Origin of the sequence: Methanotorris formicicus Mc-S-70 (assembly GCF_000243455.1) — an archaeon.
GTDB classification, from domain to species: domain Archaea; phylum AGJL01; class Methanococci; order Methanococcales; family Methanococcaceae; genus Methanotorris; species Methanotorris formicicus.
In genome coordinates, this window is sequence record NZ_AGJL01000039.1 from 1 (window position 1) to 18735 (window position 18735).

Annotated in this window: 18 protein-coding genes and 2 pseudogenes; 14 read left to right on the forward strand and 6 right to left on the reverse strand. The window is 32.6% G+C overall.

What is annotated here, in order from left to right:
- Nucleotides 1-426: 426 nt before the first annotated feature.
- The 9 genes and pseudogenes from METFODRAFT_RS06995 to METFODRAFT_RS07035 all read left to right on the forward strand — a co-directional run bounded on the left by METFODRAFT_RS06995 (nucleotide 427) and on the right by METFODRAFT_RS07035 (nucleotide 9724).
- Nucleotides 427-2798 (forward strand): annotated as a pseudogene (locus METFODRAFT_RS06995) (heavy metal translocating P-type ATPase).
- Between the two features lie 20 nt (nucleotides 2799-2818).
- Nucleotides 2819-3238 carry a hypothetical protein gene (locus METFODRAFT_RS07000; RefSeq protein WP_007044875.1) on the forward strand — a complete coding sequence of 140 codons (420 nt, stop codon included), beginning with the start codon at nucleotides 2819-2821 and terminating at the stop codon, nucleotides 3236-3238.
- A 19-nt stretch (nucleotides 3239-3257) separates the two neighbouring features.
- Entirely contained in the window at nucleotides 3258-3857 is a 600-nt protein-coding gene (locus tag METFODRAFT_RS07005; RefSeq protein ID WP_007044876.1) for a flavodoxin family protein, read from the forward strand.
- 36 nt (nucleotides 3858-3893) lie between these two features.
- Entirely contained in the window at nucleotides 3894-4460 is a 567-nt protein-coding gene (afpA, locus tag METFODRAFT_RS07010) for an archaeoflavoprotein AfpA (RefSeq protein ID WP_007044877.1), read from the forward strand.
- Between the two features lie 181 nt (nucleotides 4461-4641).
- Complete coding sequence (gene cooS, locus METFODRAFT_RS07015) at nucleotides 4642-6516, forward strand: anaerobic carbon-monoxide dehydrogenase catalytic subunit (RefSeq protein WP_048115732.1); 1875 nt, start codon at nucleotides 4642-4644, stop codon at nucleotides 6514-6516.
- A gap of 51 nt (nucleotides 6517-6567) precedes the next feature.
- Nucleotides 6568-7464 carry a nickel-dependent hydrogenase large subunit gene (locus METFODRAFT_RS07020; protein WP_007044879.1) on the forward strand — a complete coding sequence of 299 codons (897 nt, stop codon included), beginning with the start codon at nucleotides 6568-6570 and terminating at the stop codon, nucleotides 7462-7464.
- Between the two features lie 37 nt (nucleotides 7465-7501).
- The gene (locus METFODRAFT_RS07025; RefSeq protein WP_007044880.1) at nucleotides 7502-8146 is read left to right on the forward strand and encodes an NADH-quinone oxidoreductase subunit B family protein; all 645 of its coding nucleotides are present in this window, start codon (nucleotides 7502-7504) and stop codon (nucleotides 8144-8146) included.
- Nucleotides 8147-8296: 150 nt separating this feature from the next.
- The gene (locus METFODRAFT_RS07030) at nucleotides 8297-9082 is read left to right on the forward strand and encodes a Coenzyme F420 hydrogenase/dehydrogenase, beta subunit C-terminal domain (RefSeq protein WP_007044881.1); all 786 of its coding nucleotides are present in this window, start codon (nucleotides 8297-8299) and stop codon (nucleotides 9080-9082) included.
- A gap of 21 nt (nucleotides 9083-9103) precedes the next feature.
- Nucleotides 9104-9724 carry an N-glycosylase/DNA lyase gene (locus METFODRAFT_RS07035; protein WP_007044882.1) on the forward strand — a complete coding sequence of 207 codons (621 nt, stop codon included), beginning with the start codon at nucleotides 9104-9106 and terminating at the stop codon, nucleotides 9722-9724.
- Nucleotides 9725-9732: 8 nt separating this feature from the next.
- Here the strand turns inward: METFODRAFT_RS07035 and ptr2 are convergent, their stop codons facing one another.
- Nucleotides 9733-10155 (reverse strand): HTH-type transcriptional regulator Ptr2, encoded by a 423-nt coding sequence (gene ptr2, locus METFODRAFT_RS07040; protein WP_007044883.1) that lies wholly within the window; start codon nucleotides 10153-10155, stop codon nucleotides 9733-9735.
- Nucleotides 10156-10257: 102 nt separating this feature from the next.
- Here ptr2 and METFODRAFT_RS07045 point away from each other — a divergent pair, with 102 nt between their 5' ends.
- Complete coding sequence (locus tag METFODRAFT_RS07045; RefSeq protein ID WP_007044884.1) at nucleotides 10258-10461, forward strand: ATP-binding protein; 204 nt, start codon at nucleotides 10258-10260, stop codon at nucleotides 10459-10461.
- 2 nt (nucleotides 10462-10463) lie between these two features.
- Here the strand turns inward: METFODRAFT_RS07045 and METFODRAFT_RS07050 are convergent, their stop codons facing one another.
- From METFODRAFT_RS07050 to METFODRAFT_RS07060, 3 genes are read right to left on the reverse strand one after another with little or no spacing between them, the layout of a single operon-like run.
- A complete protein-coding gene (locus METFODRAFT_RS07050; protein ID WP_007044885.1) occupies nucleotides 10464-11792 on the reverse strand; it encodes a prephenate dehydrogenase in 1329 nt (442 codons plus the stop codon).
- Between the two features lie 23 nt (nucleotides 11793-11815).
- Complete coding sequence (locus METFODRAFT_RS07055) at nucleotides 11816-12361, reverse strand: phosphatase PAP2 family protein (RefSeq protein ID WP_245528953.1); 546 nt, start codon at nucleotides 12359-12361, stop codon at nucleotides 11816-11818.
- Between the two features lie 26 nt (nucleotides 12362-12387).
- On the reverse strand, nucleotides 12388-12960 hold the full coding sequence (locus METFODRAFT_RS07060; protein ID WP_007044887.1) for a hypothetical protein: 573 nt from the start codon (nucleotides 12958-12960) through the stop codon (nucleotides 12388-12390).
- A gap of 157 nt (nucleotides 12961-13117) precedes the next feature.
- Here METFODRAFT_RS07060 and METFODRAFT_RS07065 point away from each other — a divergent pair, with 157 nt between their 5' ends.
- Together METFODRAFT_RS07065 and METFODRAFT_RS10195 are read left to right on the forward strand one after the other, a co-directional pair.
- A complete protein-coding gene (locus METFODRAFT_RS07065; RefSeq protein ID WP_007044888.1) occupies nucleotides 13118-14125 on the forward strand; it encodes a DUF1786 domain-containing protein in 1008 nt (335 codons plus the stop codon).
- 631 nt (nucleotides 14126-14756) lie between these two features.
- The gene (locus METFODRAFT_RS10195; RefSeq protein WP_245528955.1) at nucleotides 14757-14906 is read left to right on the forward strand and encodes a hypothetical protein; all 150 of its coding nucleotides are present in this window, start codon (nucleotides 14757-14759) and stop codon (nucleotides 14904-14906) included.
- Nucleotides 14907-15002: 96 nt separating this feature from the next.
- Here the strand turns inward: METFODRAFT_RS10195 and metG are convergent.
- Nucleotides 15003-17012 (reverse strand): annotated as a pseudogene (gene metG, locus METFODRAFT_RS07070) (methionine--tRNA ligase); the annotation flags it as partial.
- Nucleotides 17013-17209: 197 nt separating this feature from the next.
- On the opposite strand from metG, the gene METFODRAFT_RS10905 reads away from it, so the two are divergent.
- Both METFODRAFT_RS10905 and METFODRAFT_RS07075 read left to right on the forward strand, forming a co-directional pair.
- Complete coding sequence (locus METFODRAFT_RS10905; RefSeq protein ID WP_159089911.1) at nucleotides 17210-17377, forward strand: hypothetical protein; 168 nt, start codon at nucleotides 17210-17212, stop codon at nucleotides 17375-17377.
- On the forward strand, nucleotides 17365-18447 hold the full coding sequence (locus METFODRAFT_RS07075) for a pentapeptide repeat-containing protein (protein WP_048115735.1): 1083 nt from the start codon (nucleotides 17365-17367) through the stop codon (nucleotides 18445-18447). Before METFODRAFT_RS10905 ends, METFODRAFT_RS07075 begins: the two co-directional genes overlap by 13 nt.
- Here METFODRAFT_RS07075 and METFODRAFT_RS11895 read toward each other — a convergent pair.
- Complete coding sequence (locus METFODRAFT_RS11895) at nucleotides 18404-18676, reverse strand: hypothetical protein (RefSeq protein ID WP_007044891.1); 273 nt, start codon at nucleotides 18674-18676, stop codon at nucleotides 18404-18406. The two genes, METFODRAFT_RS07075 and METFODRAFT_RS11895, sit on opposite strands and share 44 nt — an antisense overlap.
- Nucleotides 18677-18735 lie beyond the last annotated feature (59 nt).

The window sequence follows — 18735 nt, forward strand, 5'->3', positions numbered from 1 at the left end:
CTGTGAATTCCCGAGACATACTCTGAAAATGCTTTGATAGTTTTTATTGGCGTTAGTGTTCTAACTTGTGCGAACTTAGATAACTCCTCCGAACAGTTAAATCCTAAACTATTTATAGAATTAGTGAGTATACTATTAAGTGCTGTTAGCATAGGAGATGCACCGTTTTTTAACGAGTTATTTAAGTACTACCTATTTCTATTTTTTGGTCTTAATTTTAATAGTGTTAAATCACACTATCAGTCTTTAAAATATTTGTCTATAAATGCATACATTTGTCTATGAATTTTTAAACAGTTTCAAACAGCATTATAAAATATGATGAAGAAAAAATAAATGAGGATGAAATATTAAAAAATGAGGCATTTGAATTATATCCTGCAAAAAAGATTGAATAACATTTTATTTTTTATTTAAGTGGTAGTTATGAAAGTTAAAATAAAAATATCTGGCATGAGATGTGCTGCATGTGCAAATAGCATTGAAAAAGCCTTAAATAAAATGGAAGGGGTTGATAAAGCGACTGTTAATTTATTAGATGAGAGTGCAACAGTTGAATTTAATCCAGAAAAGGTTTCTTTAAAGGATATTGAAAATAAGATAGGGGGTATTGGATTTAAAGTTGTGAAAAATAAGGAAAGGGTTAGAATAAAAATAAAAGGCATGACATGTGCCGTATGTGCTAAAACTATCGAAAAATTCTTAAATAAAATGGAAGGTGTTGAGGCAGAGGTAAATTTCCCAGATGAGAGTGCAGAGGTAGTTTTTGACCCAAATGTTGTAAATATTGATGAAATAATAAAAAGAATAGAAACTTTGGGTTATGAGGTTGTAGGTGTTGGGGATGAGGTTGATTTAGAAAAAGAGGAGAAGGAAAAAGAAATTAAAGATATGTTCAATAGGTTGGTGGTAGGAACTGTTTTCTCAATAATACTGTTTTTGATGATGTATCTTAATGTTCCTTACAAAAGTTATATTATGTTTTTAATTTCAATTCCTCCATTAATCTATGTTGCATCACCAATTTTTAAGGCAGGATTCCATTCTTTAAAAAATAAAACCTTAAATATGGATGTTATGTATTCCATGGGTATTGGTATAGCATATATCTCAAGTTTAATCTCAACTATTGGTTTATTGCCAAAAGAATTCATGTTCTATGAAACTGCAATAATGCTATCTACATTTTTGACATTGGGGAGGTATTTAGAAGCAAGAGCAAAGAGTAAAACCTCCGAAGCAATAAAAAAACTTATTAAATTGGGGGCAAAAACTGCAAGGGTTTTGAGAGATGGGAAAGAGGTTGAGGTTCCTATTGATGAGGTAATGGTTGGGGATGTTGTGATTGTAAAGCCGGGAGAGAAGATTCCTGTTGATGGGGTTGTTTTGGAAGGGGAAAGTTATGTTGATGAGTCAATGATTACTGGTGAGCCAATACCTAATTTAAAAAAAGAAAACGATAAGGTTATTGGAGGAACAATAAATAAAAATGGGGTTTTAAAGATAAGGGCTGAAAGGGTAGGGAAAGATACGCTTTTATCCCAAATTATTAAGTTGGTTAAAGAGGCACAGGCATCAAAACCAGAAATACAGAGTTTGGCAGACAAAGTTGTTTCCTACTTTATACCAGTTGTTTTGGCAATTGCCACACTGTCTTTTATATATTGGTATTTCACGGAGGGCTTTTTATTTGCCACTACGGTGTTCATATCTGTTTTGGTAATTACATGTCCATGTGCATTGGGATTCGCAACACCTACTGCAGTGACTGTTGCAATTGGAAGAGGGGCGGAGCTTGGAATATTGATAAAGAATAGCAAGGTTTTTGATTTGTCTGAAAAATTGAGATTTGTAGTGTTTGATAAAACCGGAACCTTAACCATTGGAAAACCAATAGTTAGGCATATAATAACTGACATGGATGTGAGGGAATTTTTATCCATTGTTGGGGCTTTAGAGAAAAATTCAGAGCATCCTTTAGCCAATGCAATAGTTAAAAAAGCAGAGGAATTAAATGTAGAGTTAAAAAAGGCCGAAAAATTTGACACAATAACTGGGAGGGGAATAGTTGGAATTGTTGATGGAAAAGAGGTTTTAATAGGTAATAAAAATTTAATCAAAGAAAAATTAAAAGAGTTAAAATATGAAAAAGAAATAGAAAAATTGGAAAAAGAAGGGATGACTGTTATAGTTGTTGCAATAAATAAAGAAGTTGTTGGGATAATTGCCATATCTGATAAAATAAAAAGGTATGCAAAGGAAACCATAGATATGCTAAAAGATATGGGCATTGAGGTTTATATGATAACAGGAGATGCAAAAAAGACGGCAGAAATCATAGGAAAACAGTTGGGATTGAAAATATATTTGCAGAGGTTTTACCAAATCAAAAGGCAGAAATCGTTAAAGAACTTAAAAAGAAGGGGGTTGTTTCATTTGTTGGTGATGGGATAAACGATGCACCTGCTTTATCAGTTTCCGATATTGGAATTGCAATAGGGAGCGGAACAGATATTGCCATTGAGAGTGGGGATATAGTTTTGGTGAAGGATGATTTAAGGTATGTGGTTGGAGCAATAAAATTAAGCAGGAGGGCAATGAAACAGATAAAATGGAATTTATTCTGGGCATTTGCATACAACACATCTTTAATCCCAATTGCAGCAGGTTTGCTATATCCTTACGGAATATTCTTTAAACCAGAACTTGCAGGTTTTGCAATGGCAATGAGTTCTGTAACAGTCGTTAGCTTATCTCTATTGCTAAAAAAATACACTCCAATAAAAAATAACCACTAAATACTAAATTCGGTGGTATGATGTTTGAAAAAGATAAAATTTACATAAGAAAAGAATTACATAATAAATATGGAGGAAACAGAAGAAGTGGTATAAGCAAATCATCAAGATACAATATAATAATGTTATTTTCTGGAAATGAAGGAAAGAAGTATGGATATGAGGACGGTTGGAAAGATGGGATTTTTTACTATTGTGGGGAAGGGCAAATAGGGGATATGGAGTTTAAAAGGGGAAATAAGGCAATTAGGGACCATTTGCAGGAGGGTTATGAACTTCATTTATTTGAAAATATATCAAAAGGAAAAGTAAGGTATATTGGACAATTTGTATGTATTGGTTATGAATTCAAAGAAAAATACGATATAAAAGGAAATCTAAGAAAAATGATTATTTTTAAACTCATTCCTTATGAGAAATATGTAAAAGAAGCAGTTTAAGTTTATACATGGTGAAATTATGAAGGTCTTTGGGATTAGCGGGAGTCCAAGATTGCAAGGAACTCATTTTGCGGTAAATTATGCCTTAGAATATTTGAAAGAGAAGGGGGTAGAGGTGAGGTATTTTTCAGTTAGTAGAAAGACCATAAATTTTTGCATCCATTGCGATTACTGCGTAAAAAAGAAAGAAGGATGCATATATAAAGATGACATGGAAGAAGTTTATGAAAACCTTATCTGGGCTGATGGGGTGATAATAGGAACTCCAGTTTATCAAGGAAACATAACAGGGCAGTTGAAAACATTGATGGATAGATGTAGGGCAATAGTTGCAAAAAATCCAAAAGTTTTGAGAGGGAAAGTAGGAATGGGCATTGCCATTGGTGGAGATAGAAATGGGGGGCAAGAAATTGCCTTAAGAACAATACACGACTTCTTTATAATAAATGAGATGATTCCTGTGGGAGGGGGTTCTTTTGGAGCAAACTTAGGAGCGACATTTTGGTCAAAGGATAGGGGGAAGAAAGGAATTGAAGAGGATGAAGAAGGATTGAGGGTTTTGAGAAAAACGCTTAATAGATTTTATGAGGTTTTAAAAAATAAGAAAGGGCTACAATAACTAAACCTATTTAATATTAATAAAGAGGGGATAAATATGTTAAGAATCGCATGGGGAATTACTGGATGTGGAGATAAACTACCAGAAGTCGTTGAAATAATGAAGAAACTAAAAAATAAATACAATTTGGATGTGGATGTATATTTATCAAAAAATGCAAAGATTGTTGTGAAGTGGTATAAACTTTGGGAAGTTTTGGAAGATGAATTTTATGATTTGAGGGTTGAGGTTAATGCAAATGCCCCATTTTTAGTTGGGAAATTGCAAACTGGAAAATATGATTTATTCTTAGTCGCTCCTGCAACAGCAAATACAACTGCAAAAATAGCCTATGGAATTGCTGATACTTTAATAACCAATTCAGTTGCCCAGGCAGTGAAGGCAAAAATTCCAGTTTACATATTCCCACCAGATAACAAAAAAGGAGAAATAGAGACAGTTTTGCCAGGTAACAAAAAACTAACTTTATATATAAGGGATGTTGATGTTGAAAATGTTGAAAAAATTAGAAGAATGGAAGGAATTGAAGTTTTGGATAAACCAGAAGATATAGAGAAGGTTATTTTAAAGCATATAGAAATGAAAAAACAAAAAGAAGAATGAATTTTTATCATTTTTTCTATTTTTTATTTTACTAAAATCCATTAATTTAAATTCATAATTCTAATGCAGATATCGTCCTCATTAAAATTTTTTAAGACAATTTTCGCACCGTTAATGTTATTTATTCGTTACTATACTAATGATTATCGTAAACAAGTTAAAAATATATTTGGTGATAGGTATGAAAAACTGCATCGCTGCTATATCAGAAATTAAGGAGATGGTTGAAAAGGCAAAGTTGAGGGGTATAGAAACCCCACACACAAGATTCCCAAATCAATTTCCAAAGTGTCCTTATGGGTTAAAAGGAGTTTATTGTATATTATGTGCTAACGGACCTTGTAGAATAACAGAAAAAACTCCTTACGGTGTTTGTGGAGCAACAGCAGATGTTATTGTAGCAAGAAATCTCTGCAGAGCAGTTGCTGCTGGGGCATCATGTTACATCCACTGTGCTGAAAATGCTGCAAGAGCCCTATTATCCGCTGGAAAAGGAGAAGGAAGTTATGAAATAAGAAATGAGAAAAAATTAAAATTCTTAGCAAAAAAACTTGGATTTGATGCAAATAAAGATGCTAAGCAGTTAGCCGTTGAAGTTGCTGAGTTTATATTAGGAGACATGTACAAACCAAGATGGGAGAAGAGTGAATTAGTTCCAAAACTTTGCCCAGAGAAAAGATTGGAAGTATTTGAAAAGTTAGATATTCTTCCAGGTGGGGCTAAGGGAGAGATTGTTGACGCTCTAACAAAAACTTCAACAAACTTAAACAGTAATCCAATGGATTTATTGGTTCATTGCCTTAGATTAGGATTGCATGCAGGATTTACAGGGCTTTTAATGACCTGTTGGTTAAATGATATCTTATTTGGCTCACCAAAGATTACAGTAGTTGAGAATGGATTTAGTTCAGTTAAGCCAAACAACGTAAATATAATGATGACAGGGCATCAACACGCTTTAATTCAGCCATTATGTGAAGTAGCAATGGAAGAAGATTTAATAAAAATGGCAAAGGAGGCAGGGGCTGAGGAAATTAAAATTATTGGAGCCACGTGTAATGGGCAGGATATGGAGACAAGAATTGCCCATTTACCAGAGAGTTTTGTTGGTTATATAGCTAATAACTTCACAACAGAGCCATTGGTTGCAACTGGATTAATTGACGCTGTTGTCTCTGAATTCAACTGTACATTCCATGGATTGAAGTTTGTTGCTGAAAAGACAAAGACAAAATTAATCTGTATTGATGACATGGCTTATGTTGAAGGAGCAGAGTTCATAGAATGGAACCCAGAGAATGCTAAAGAAAAAGCAAGAGAGATAATTAAGAAAGCAATTGAGGCATTCAAAGAGAGAAAGGGAATGCAGAAAGATTACTACGATGAGAAAGTTACATCAGTTGTTGGAGTTGGGGAGGAATCATTAGTTGAGTTCTTAGGAGGAAGTGTAAAGCCATTAATTGAATTAATTGCAAACGGAAAGATTAAAGGAGTAGTTGGAGTTGTTGGTTGCTCCAATTTAGCAAGTGGAGGACATGACAATATAATTGTTACATTAACAAAAGAACTCATTAAAAGAGACATCTTGGTCTTAGCGGGAGGTTGTGTAAACAGCCCATTGAAACACGCTGGATTGTTTGACCCAGGTAGTGCTGAATTGGCAGGAGAAAACTTAAAAGAAGTTTGTAAATCATTAGGAATTCCGCCTGTCTTAAACTTCGGAGCATGTCTAAGTATTGCAAGAATTGAGCAGGTTGCAGTTGCAATTGCTGAGGAGTTGGGAGTTGATGTTCCTGACTTACCAGTTGCAGCATCAGCACCACAGTGGTTAGAGGAGCAGGCATTGGCAGATGCAACCTATGCAGTTGATATGGGTTTCACAGTTCATGTCTCACCAGTTCCATTCGTTACTGGCAGTGAGTTGGTAACAAAGGTTTTAACAGAGGCTGTTGAGGGATTAACAGGAGGTAAATTAATTCCAGAACCAAACCCATACAAAGCGGCAGAGATATTGGAGAATGTAATTATGAAGAAGAGAAAAAAACTCGGAATCTAATTTCTAATTCTTTTTAATTAAACTTTTAAAACATTTTAAAAAGGTGGAATTATGAAAATTAGAGGGTTTGAAAGTTCAATGATGGGGAGAGATATAGATTTCATCCCATCATCAATGGCAAGGTTATGTTACTTAAATGAAATCTCTCATGCTTTAGCAGGAGTTATATCTGTTGAGAAAGCCTATAATATAACAGTCCCAAATGAAGGGCAATATTTGAGAGAAATTGCAAGATTAGGAGAGATCGTTGAGGTAGATGCAATTAAGTTGGGTGAATTTACAAATACAGACAAGTTGGCAGATATTGGAAACAAAATAAAATCAATTTTAGGGAAGAAGACCAAATATTTAACTGTTGGTGGAGTTTTAGAAAATATAAGTGATAATAGAAAAGAGAAATTGCTGAATTTAGCAAAAGAAGGGTTAAACTTAGTTGATAAGGACTTTGTTAAGTTAGTTGATGAGAGGAAGGCAAAGATTATATTACAGGATGTTGAGTTAATTGACGCTTATAACTTTGATGTTAATAAAGTAGAAACAAAAAACTTACCAAAAATCGCACTTTATGATGGAAAAGCAGTTTATAGTGGATCCCTGGCGAGAATGTATAGGGAAGGATTAATAAACTCAAAAAACTTATGGGATATGTTATCTGCAAGAATGATTGAGATAGAATTCTGCTTAAATAAAATTATACGGCTCTTAAACAAGTTGAAATTAACACAGCCTTACATGGAGCCAATTATAAAGGATGGAAAGGCAGTTGGGGAAGTTGTTATAGAGGGAGGAGAAGGAATTGTTTATCACAAAGTTGAGTTGCTTGGAAGGGAGATTTTGGACTATACAATATTAACAAGTGAGAACTTCAACAAAGCTGTATTAGATAGCGTAGATAACGATGAAGCAATAAGAATCATTCAGCTTTGTGAAAGATGCTACTATTTATAAGTTAAGCACTTTATTAAAAGGTTGAAAGGTGATTTACATGACTGGATGCGGTTCTTGTGATAAGATTATCAAAAATATCGAAAAGAAATATTACAACAAATTAAAAGAAAAAGGCATTGCATTGGTTGGAGGGGCTGTAAATTTGGATGATGAGGAGGAAGTTGAAAAAATAAAAGAAATTAGAAAAGACTCAAAAATATTGATAGCTGTTGGTAGCTGTGCTGTAAGTGGGGGTTTCCAAAGAATGCTTATTGGTTTAGAGAATGGATTTCCACAAAGGTTTGTTAGAGTTGGGGATGTTGTTAAAGTAGATTATGCAATAATTGGCTGCCCACCGGATGAAGAAGAGGTTGAAAGAGTAGTTAAAGCAGTTATTGAAAAAGACAAGGAAGTTGTTGATTCATACTTAATACTAAAGCCATACGAGATTATTGCTGGAAAACCAATTATTGATGCCTATATGAAAGTTAATGAGGTTTTATTGACTTCTAATAAAGAGTTATGTTTAGGATGTGATGATAAGCCAATAAATGATGAGTTCTGTACTGGTTGTGGAACATGTGTTGCTAAATGTTCAGCAAATGCCCTAACCATAGATGAAAAGCCAAAAGTCAATATAATCAAGTGTATTAAGTGCGGAACTTGCTTCTTTAACTGTATAAGAGTAAAAGAAGTTGTATAAATTGGAAAAATAAATAAAAATAGGAAATTTAATTAAAATAATCTGAATTGATAAATATTTATTAACTTAAGAGACATTAAAGAGGGCTTTAGCCCTCTTTTAATGTATCGAATTTGATGAAACTTTATTAAAGTTTCGAGGTGAGGCATAATGAAATATCTCTCAGTAAAATCAAAATTAAATATTGACGTTCAAGATGGTGGATTTACAACAACACTATTAAGTTACTGCTTAGAAAATAGCATATTAGATGCAGTAGTAGTTGTTAGAGATAAAAATTGGAAGCCAGTAGCTTATTTGGCTACAAACACTGTTGAGTTATTGGAATCACCAAAGAGCAAATACTCTATCTCACCAAACAACAAGTTATTAGAGTATGCAACTGAAAACTATGATAAAGTTGGATTGGTTGGTTTGCCATGCCATATATTGGGAGGATTACAGTTTGATTTAACTTTAAAAGTTGGTTTATTCTGCACCAAAAACTTCCACTATTATATAATAAAAAATATTATAAAAGAGAACTTTGGACCAAATATGGATGAAGTTGTTAAAATGAATATTACAAAAGGAAAATTTGTCGTTGAAACCTTAAAAAGAAAAGGTTTCACTGGAACTGAAAAAGTAGTTTATGAAATTCCAATAAAAGATATTGAAAAACTCTGCAACTTAGGATGTAGAGTTTGCTCTGACTTCTCAGCAAAATACGCAGATGTATCAGTTGGAAGTGTTGGAAGTGAGGATGGTTGGAACACTGTAATTGTTAGAAACAAGATGGTTGAAGATATAATAAATGATATGTCTGAGAAGGGATTAATTGAGGTTAAAGAGACGGTTGATATTAAGGCAGTTGAAAAATTAGAAAACATTAAAAAGAAAAACGAAGAAATTAATAAATGCTCTGCATACTTTGCCGTATGCCCATCCCTTTTTTAAATTTTATTTTTTGGTGAGATAATGCTAATTAAAAAAATTGAGGGGTTAAAAAACTCTGAAATTAAAGATATTATCGACAAGAGAATTAATGAATTTAAATCTTTTAAAAACAAATCTAATGAAGAGTGGTTTAAAGAGTTGTGCTTTTGCATTTTAACTGCCAACTTTACTGCTGAGGGGGGAATAAAGATTCAGAAGGAAATTGGAAATGGATTTTTAACCTTATCAAAAGAGGAGTTAGAAGAGAGGTTAAAAAATTTAGGGCATAGATTTTATAGAAAGAGAGCAGAGTTTATAGTTTTAGCAAGGAGGTTTAAAAACATTAAAGATATTGTTGAGAATTTTGAAAATGAGAAAATAGCGAGGGAGTTTTTGGTAAAAAATATAAAAGGGATTGGATATAAAGAGGCAAGCCATTTTTTAAGGAATGTTGGTTATGACAATGTTGCTATAATCGATAGGCATATTTTGAGAGAACTTTATGAAAACAACTACATTAATGATATTCCTAAAACATTGAGTAGGAGAAAATATTTAGAGATTGAAAATATACTGAGAGATATTGGAAAAGGGGTTAATTTAAAACTCTCTGAGTTGGATTTATATATTTGGTATTTAAGGACAGGAAAGGTTTTAAAATAAAAAATTATTTATTTCATCTGTTCTAAAATAATTGCTGGACAAATCTTTTTTATTCCTTCAATCTTTCCAATTTTGTTAAATATTAAGTCAGAAAACTCTTTTCCATCTTTAGCCCAGATTTCAGTCATAATCATATGGTCTCCTGTTGAAGTAAATACCTTCTTAACTTCCTCAAACTTACAGAGTTCTTTGGCAACATTTAAAAACTTATCTGGCTCGGTGTCAAAGCCAGTTAAGGCAACAACGTTATATCCAATCTTTGAGGGATCTATTATTGTAGTGTATCCTTTAATAACCCCATCTTCCTCCAATTTTTTAATTCTCTTCCTTATGGAACTTTCACTTGTTCCTAATTCTCTCGCTATATCGGTATATGATTTTCTCCCATTCTTTATAAGAATATCAATAATTTTTAAGTCCTTTTCATCCATAATATCACCGAATTTCGGACAATTAATAATATTAATTATAACCTACAGTATATGTATTTAGTATGTAGTTAGCAAAATATATAAAAATTTTGGAGGAAGAGAATGGTAGTTGAGATTATTGTGGATAGGGAAAAATGTATAGGATGTGGGAGATGCTATGATGTATGTCCAAAAGGGCCGTTAATATGGACAAAAGATGAAAATGGAAAATATTATGCCTATAATGTTGAATACTGCCACAACTGCAAATTCTGTGCTGGAAGATGCCCTACAAATGCCATAAAAGTTTTGGTAAAAAAAGAATAATATCATTTAAATCTCCTTTTCCCCCCAATATTCTCAATAATCTTTAAAAATTCTCTTTCTTTTTCCTCAACATTCTCAAATGCATATACTCTAAAAGTTACACTTTTAAACCCTTCTTCTATTTTTTCTCCTTCGTAAATATCCATAATCTCAACATCAAATCTATCCTTTAATAAATCTAAGATAACATTCTCATCAACATCCTTCTTAAACAATATAGAAACATCCCTATGGTATTTTGGCAAGTTCTCATCTTTCCATTTTTTTAATTCATTCTCTTCCATAACCATAACATTCGACGTACTTAATTTTATTTCCTTTCCATTTTTCTCGATTATTATATAATCACCATCAACATCCTTTAGAATACCATAATGAACATTTCCTGAATAGATGTGCCTTAATCCAATGTCTTTTCCTTTCATTTTTGATAGTTTTTCCATCTCTTTTGTTAATGCAAATACTGCCTTATCTGAGTAACTTACCCCCCTCTTTGCCTCATTCCCAAAGTGCTTTGCTGCCTCTTTCATTAATTTTACAAATTCTTCTCTATCTTTCCTTTCTACGATGTTCTTTATCAAATTACATTGACCTATGAAAGTTTCATGTATATGCTTTATTTGTGGATTGTGCATTTGTATATCTGCATAAAGGTAGGGATTCTGCCCAATGATTCTTCCAATTATGTATATCATCAACTCATAAATTGGAGATGCATATTTTCTCGATTCCTTTATATCAACCCCCAACTCTTTTAACGTTGCCCCCAATGATATGTATGCAAAATGTGTCAATCCCTGCACAACACCCATAATTCTATCGTGTTCTTCTGGTTTTATTACAATAACTCTTGCCCCTTCTTTTTCAAGGAAGTCTTTAACCTTCCTAAACCATTCGCTTTTTTTATGTCTTTCAGAAGGAGTTAGTATAACAACCTGTCTCATTAGGGATGGGGTAGAAGGACCAAACATGGGATGTGTTGGAACTACGGTAACCCCTTCTTTTGCATATTCTTCCATTGTTTTTGAAGGTATCTCTTTTATTGATGTAATATCCATCAATAAACAGCCCTCTCTAACGTGTGGAGCAACTTCTCTTATAACCCTCTCTGTAACGTTTATTGGAACCGCTACTATAACAATATCCCCTTCTTTTGCCGCCTCTATGTTGTTGTTGGTAAATTTAACCCCCAATTCTTTCTCAACACTCTTTCCCTTTACTATATCCCTTCCCGTAACAGTCACATCAAAGTTCTTACTCTTTAAATATTTAGCAAACCACTTTCCAAGTCCATCAGTACCTCCAATTATTGAAACTTTGTAGTTTTTCATAATATTCCTCCAAAATACTTTAATTAACTAAACAAATATAAAAATATCAAATTTTGACCAAATCCCAATAAAGTCCCCACAACAACTTGCAGAGGAGTATGTTTCTCCAAATATATACGTGACCACATCGTAAATATAAGGAATCCCATGTAAATAAAAACTACGAAATACAGCAAGTTATTACAAATCTGATTAAATTTAATTAGTGCTACTATTATCGCCGACAATCCATAGCAATGTATGCTTATCTTCCAAAATGATGTTATTATTAGTAAAGATAGAACATTGGTCAAATAAAATTTTGTTAAGAAATTTGGTTCAATAATAACCAGTACAAATCCATATATTACCATAATGGTTAAGGGGACTATCCTTCCATTCCTATCTGGAATGTCCCATTTTTGATTCTTAATTTTTGCCCACAAAATCCAAATTACGGCAGGAATTATAGCCAAAGATATCAAACTCCTAACATCAGATACTATGCATGGAAAGGCAGATATTGCTAAAAATGGAAAAGCTCTTGAAATAATCTCTGCGAATTTAATGAATCTCATATTTTTTTCCAAATTATCTACCCCTTAGGTTAATGATACTAAAAGAGCCCAAACGCCCATAAGAACATAGGTATTGCAACAATTGCCCAAATCAAAATATTCCAGTGTATAACCTTTGACCCATCAAATGGAGGAATAGGCAACATGTTAAATGCTGCAAGGAATAGATTAACGTGATATCCGATATCAGAGATTATTGGGATGTTTAACATTAAAAAGAAAAATGCCAATGCGACATTTGTTAACGGCCCTGCTAATGCTATAATCCCATTTTCTTCTGTTGTTAGATAATCCTTGTATATATAAACTGCCCCTGGAGCTATAAACGTAAATCCCAATATTATTTTCAATAAAAGTCCCAATGCCAAGCCTTCGTACCATGCTCTAAACTCACTCCATGCTCCAAAATGTCTTGCAACTGTCCTATGGGCAAGTTCATGTAGTATAAATCCCGCCCCAACAGTAAACAAATAAATAACAAACAAGATAAAGAACCACAAATCAAATGAAAATCCACTTGGCCATGCGAATATCATAGCAATTGCAAAAGTGGACAATAATAAGTCGATTAATTCTTTTTTACCAAATCTGAACAAATTATCCATAGCCATAAAATCATCCCCTACTAAACGTTAGTTAACTTATATTATTTAACTTATTATGCATAATGTTATTTATAGAAAAAACATCTTATAATCTTAGTATTGCTTCCAAATATATGTTTCCCCATATTTTAAATTTTCATAGAAAATATGTTTAGGTGGTAAAATGGAAATCTTATGCATAGATATCGGGAAGGGGACTCAGGACATCCTATACATAAACACCAACAAAAACATCGAAAATTCCATAAAACTAATACTTCCATCCCCAACATCAATTTTAGCAGAAAAAATAAGCCTAATGAATGAAGATTTAAGAATAGATGGCGTCATAATGGGGGGAGGTCCAGTAAATAGAGCGATAATTGAGCATATAAAAAAAGGATTTAACGTTGAAATATCAGAAAATGCAGCAAGAACAATAAGAGATGATTTAGAGGAGGTAAAGAAGAGGGGAGTAATCATTAAAGAAAGTATAGAAAATCCAAACGTCATTTTTAGAGATTTGGATTTTGATATGCTAAAAAATATATTCACACCAATAGGGAAGGAATTTAATCCCAACTTTGTATGCGTAGCGTGTCAAGACCATGGTTTTGTTAAAGGGCAAAGTGACAGAATCACAAGGTTTAAATACTTTGAAAATACGTTGAAAGAGACAAAAAATCCATATAAATTTTACTTTAAAGAAAAAACAAATTATTTCTCAAGATTTGATGCAATCTTAGAAACCTTAAAAGAAAACAACTATGAAGGATTTGTAATGGACAGTAAAATTGCCTCCATATGTGGAATTTTAAATTACGCGAGGGAAAACAACATTAACGAGTTTATAGGTTTAGATATAGGTAATGGCCATACATTAGGAGTTTCTATAAAAGATGGAGAAATTGTTGGATTATTTGAGCATCATACAAGGCTCCTAACTCCAGAAAAACTAAAAAATATTGTCGATAAATTGGCAGATGGTACATTAAAAAATGAAGAAATATTTAACGACAACGGTCATGGATCTGTGGTTTTAGATAGTATAAACCCAGAGGAAATTTTAATAGCCGGACCGAATAGAGAGATGTTTAAGGATTATGGAAAATACGCCTATCCTGGCGGGGATGTAATGATTACTGGATGTATTGGATTGTATGATACATTAAAATCTATGAAAGTATTCTGAGTGAAGTAAATACCGCATGTTTTAATGATTATTTAAACCAGATTTATTTTGAATATCATTATTCACAAATTAAATTTTATTACTACCCATTCGAAACTTTTTTAACTGATAGTGTGATTTAACACTATTAAAATTAAAACCAAAAAATAGAAATAGGTAGTACTTAAATAACTCGTTAAAAAACGGTGCATCTCCTATGCTAACAGCACTTAATAGTATACTCACTAATTCTATAAATAGTTTAAGATTTAACTGTTCAGAGGAGTTATCCAGTTCGCACAGGTTAAGACCTCAATACTAATAAAATATTATTCGATTTACACTACAATAAAACCACTTGGCAAAAAATCAACAGATATATTTATCGAAATTATTAGATTTCTATTTCACATAGATATCGGGACGGTCGTAGGAGACACTTTTGTAACGACAAAGAAAATTATGAAGGAATCTAAAGAATTGGGAATGGAATATATTGGTAAACTTAGAAGGCAGAGGATATTATAAGCGAGTATATGAAGAGACCGAAGATAGAAGAATCAAACGAAAAACCTACGGTTTTTCGTAACTCGCCTGTTATCACAAGGCGAAAACATCGATTGGGTGAAATACTAAGTATTTCACTGCTCGCTTGCTCCGCAAGCGAAGAGACAAATCGATTTTAGAAATCGAAGGAAACTATCTAACGTCTGAAAAGAGCAATATTGGATTTGTTAGATTTATGGCGATAGTATCAAACTGCATAGAATATTTGAGATACAAATATGGACTATCATTTTAAAGTGGTTAAAGAGTGTAGTAAAGAACTAATAAAGAAGGGAGTATTGTAATCACACTGTCAGTTTTTAAAATTTTAGGGAAATTAAATAAACAATTCTTAATGAATTTCACTTCCAGGAGGTAAATCTTTATCAACAGTCAACAAACTGACAACACTTCCATCTTCGTTTTCTCCAGCCAATAACATACCTTCTGACTTAACTCCGCATAATTTTGCTGGTTTTAAATTGCAGACAACAATAACCTTTTTTCCAACCAATTCCTCAGGGGTGTAGTATCCTTTTATTCCTGCAACGATTTGCCTTTCTTCTCCACCAATATCAACAATTAATTTTAAGAGTTTTTTTGATTTTGGAATGTCCTCTGCACTTTTAATTTCTCCAACCCTCAAATTAATTTTGCTTAAATATTCAATATCAATCAAATCCATATTCTTCACCTCTTTCTTTTCTTCTTTCTTTTTGTTTTCTTCTTCAATTTTCTTTAACTTATCTTTCATCTTTTTGATTTTTTCATCTTCAACTTTTTTGAATATGATTTTTGGTTTTTTCAATTCGTTTCCTCTCAATACCAAATCCAATTCTTCATTCATCATATTTAAAAGTTCCATTGCTTTTTTAGGCATGTATGGATATAGGAGGTAGGCAATGGTTTTTACTGTTTTACAGCAAACATATAGGATTTCTTTCAACCTCTCTTCATCCTCAACTGCCCATGGTTGCATGTTTTGGAAGTAGATGTTTCCTTCTCTTGCTAAATGCAAAATGCTAACGAGTCCATCCCTAAACTCGAAATTTCTTATGTGTTCATCAACCTTTTCAATTGTTTCTTTGCATTTTTCCAATAATTTTTTATCTTCTTCTTTTAAATTATTTTCATCGACTATTGGGATTTTTTTGAATTTTCTATGTGTAAAAACGAGGGTTCTGTGTGTAAAGTTCCCAATAATATCTATAAGTTCATTGTTTATCCTTCTTTGGAAATCATCCCATGAAAAATCGCAATCCTTATGCAGTGGAGCGGACATTGTTAAATAATACCTCAAATAATCCGCATCAAAGTTTTCAACAAAATCCTTCACCCAAACAACCCATTTTTTACTTGTACTCATCTTTCTTCCTTCCAATGTAAGATAGCCACCACTAACAACTGCATTTGGTAAGTTGTATTCCCCATGTGCAATCAACATCCCTGGCCAAAATACAGCATGATGAACAGTTATATCCTTTCCAATCATATGGTATATTTTTGTTTCATTGTTTTTAATCCAATAATCTTTCCAAATATCTCCTAAAAGTTTTGTGTTTGAGATATATCCTATAGGTGCCTCCAACCAAACATACATTACTTGGTTTGGATTATCTGGAATGGGGACTCCCCAACTTATATCCCTTGATATATCCCAGTCGTGTAATTCTTCAATCCAACTTAAAGCCATGTTTTTTACATGTTCAGGCATTTCTTCTGCATTCTCAATATAGTTTTTTAATACCTCCCTTAAAGCACTCAATTTAAAGAAATAATGAACTGTCTTTCTAATCTCTGGTTTTGATTTGCAGTGAACACAGTAAGGATTTATTAATTCTGTTGGCTCTAAATGTCTTCCACAAACCTCACAGTGGTCTCCCCTTGCTTCCCCTCCGCAATGCGGACATGTTCCCTCAACGTATCTATCAGGCAAAAACTTATTGCATTTTGGGCAATAGAACTGCTCAATCTCCTTCTCATAAATATATCCATTTTCTTTTAATTTTTTATAAAATTCTTGACTTGTCTCTATGTGAATATCGCTGTGGGTTTTTCCAAATGCATCAAACTCAACATTTAAAGAATTCAAATCCCTCTTTATTTCATTGTGGTATCTTTCAACAATTTTTTCAGGTGTTGTGCCTTCTTTCTCTGCTGTTAATGTTATTGGAACCCCGTGGTTATCTGTCCCACCAACATGGATGGCATTCTCCCCTCTTAATTTTAAATACCTTGTTAAGATATCTGCTGGGATGTAGGTACTTCTCGCATGTCCTAAATGCAAAGGCCCGTTTGTGTATGCCAATGCTGTTGTGATTAGATATTTCATAGCATCTCCCTCCAAAAGGTGATTTGATTTTAAGTAATCATCATTAAATTTAACATAAAATCAAATGTCATTGCTTTTTATTATTGTTTTAATTTTGAGGTAAATATTTAAATATCCACACTTAAATAATTAATCATGCTTTAAGAACACAACAATTAATAATTTTTGCATAAAATTTGGTGTATATAAAATAGATTAACCCTTTATTCTTGTGTGGGGTGGGGGAATTGGCAATTTGCAAAAGATGTCAGGGAATCCTTGAGAGGTATAAAAACTATACTCCAAAGGAAGTGATAAAAGATAACTATTGTGTATATTCCATCATCCAAGTTATTGGAAAGAATACAGAGATGAAGTCAGAGAGGCATTTTATAACGAAGTGGTGGATGCAGTAACCAATGATAAGGAACTAATTTGTGTTGGTTACCATTTGCCAGAAATTGATTTTAGAGATTTTGCCGATAGGATTGGGGAAGATAAAATTATATTTAAAAAAAGAGTAATTTTTGAAGAAGCCAACTTTCAGAAGATTAATTTTGGTAGAGTAGAATTTAGAGAAAATGTCCATTTTTCCAAGGCAAAGTTTAATGGCATAGTCCGCTTTTTAGAGGCCATATTCGATGGAAAGGTCTATTTTTCAAGAACAGTGTTTATGGGGGAGGCGGAGTTTTTAGGAACTGTATTTAATGGAATGGCAATTTTTTCAAGGGCAGTATTTAATGAAGGTGCTAACTTTTCAAGAACTACATTTAACAAGAAGGCATATTTCTTAGGGACTATATTCAAGAGGGACGTTGATTTTTCAAGAACGACATTTAAGGGAGATGTGGATTTTTTAGGAGTGACGTTCAAAAACTTAACCAAATTTATAAATGTCTTCTTTGAACTTGCGAAATTTTTGCATTGTATATTTGAAGATATTACTGTTTTTAAAAGGAGAGAAACCTTCAGTCCAGATAAAAATGAAGTTGTGATTTTTAATTTTGTGAATTTTAAAAACCCACAAAATACAACATTTATGGACTTTCCACTGTCTAAGATATCCTTTTTAATGACTGATGTTAAAGATATTACAATAATAGCAAGAGCAGAGGAGATTTTAAGTGAAAAACTTTTAAGATACAAAGAAAAAGAAGAATGGGGGAAAATAAACGAGATAAATAAAAATGAGAATTTTGAAAAAGTGATAAAGATACTTAGACCATATTTGAGGCAGGAAACTGTCCTCGCAGAATATAGGAATATAAGAAAATCATTTGAAAAGAATAGGACTTTTGTAGAGGCATCAGAGTTGTTTATTAAAGAAATGGAACTACTGAAAAAAGGACTTCCATGGTATGAAAAGGCGGTTTATGATTTCTACTATGGATTATCAAAATATGGTGAGTCCATTATAAGACCCATCTTTTGGTCTGTAGTTTTTATTTTTGTGTATCCTTTAACAGTATCTCCGAATATGCATTAGGTATGCACAACTGAGTATTATCTATTGGTTTATTTGTATATATGTGCATTCGAATTAATTCATTAATTTTGATAACGAATTCTTTTAAATTCATGGTTTTATAATTCGTATTTTTGTTTTTCCATTGCATTGCAACCCATAGATTGTGAATAATCGCTCTAAGTATAAACAAGAATAATCTTACTTCTAAAATCTTTGATTTCGTTTTTATAGCTATGTTTTTAAGCATTCTGAATCTTGTTTCGATATTCCATCGTTTTTTACACGTTTTTTAGATATATTTTTTGG

Bases quoted from the DNA above. Each gene is read 5' to 3' on its own strand.
- METFODRAFT_RS07000 (WP_007044875.1), top strand. From the start codon at position 2,819: ATGTTTGAAAAAGATAAAATTTACATAAGAAAAGAATTACATAATAAA.
- METFODRAFT_RS07005 (WP_007044876.1), top strand. From the start codon at position 3,258: ATGAAGGTCTTTGGGATTAGCGGGAGTCCAAGATTGCAAGGAACTCAT.
- afpA (WP_007044877.1), top strand. From the start codon at position 3,894: ATGTTAAGAATCGCATGGGGAATTACTGGATGTGGAGATAAACTACCA.
- cooS (WP_048115732.1), top strand. From the start codon at position 4,642: ATGAAAAACTGCATCGCTGCTATATCAGAAATTAAGGAGATGGTTGAA.
- METFODRAFT_RS07020 (WP_007044879.1), top strand. From the start codon at position 6,568: ATGAAAATTAGAGGGTTTGAAAGTTCAATGATGGGGAGAGATATAGAT.
- METFODRAFT_RS07025 (WP_007044880.1), top strand. From the start codon at position 7,502: ATGACTGGATGCGGTTCTTGTGATAAGATTATCAAAAATATCGAAAAG.
- METFODRAFT_RS07030 (WP_007044881.1), top strand. From the start codon at position 8,297: ATGAAATATCTCTCAGTAAAATCAAAATTAAATATTGACGTTCAAGAT.
- METFODRAFT_RS07035 (WP_007044882.1), top strand. From the start codon at position 9,104: ATGCTAATTAAAAAAATTGAGGGGTTAAAAAACTCTGAAATTAAAGAT.
- ptr2 (WP_007044883.1), bottom strand. From the start codon at position 10,155: ATGGATGAAAAGGACTTAAAAATTATTGATATTCTTATAAAGAATGGG.
- METFODRAFT_RS07045 (WP_007044884.1), top strand. From the start codon at position 10,258: ATGGTAGTTGAGATTATTGTGGATAGGGAAAAATGTATAGGATGTGGG.
- METFODRAFT_RS07050 (WP_007044885.1), bottom strand. From the start codon at position 11,792: ATGAAAAACTACAAAGTTTCAATAATTGGAGGTACTGATGGACTTGGA.
- METFODRAFT_RS07060 (WP_007044887.1), bottom strand. From the start codon at position 12,960: ATGGCTATGGATAATTTGTTCAGATTTGGTAAAAAAGAATTAATCGAC.
- METFODRAFT_RS07065 (WP_007044888.1), top strand. From the start codon at position 13,118: ATGGAAATCTTATGCATAGATATCGGGAAGGGGACTCAGGACATCCTA.
- METFODRAFT_RS11895 (WP_007044891.1), bottom strand. From the start codon at position 18,676: ATGCTTAAAAACATAGCTATAAAAACGAAATCAAAGATTTTAGAAGTA.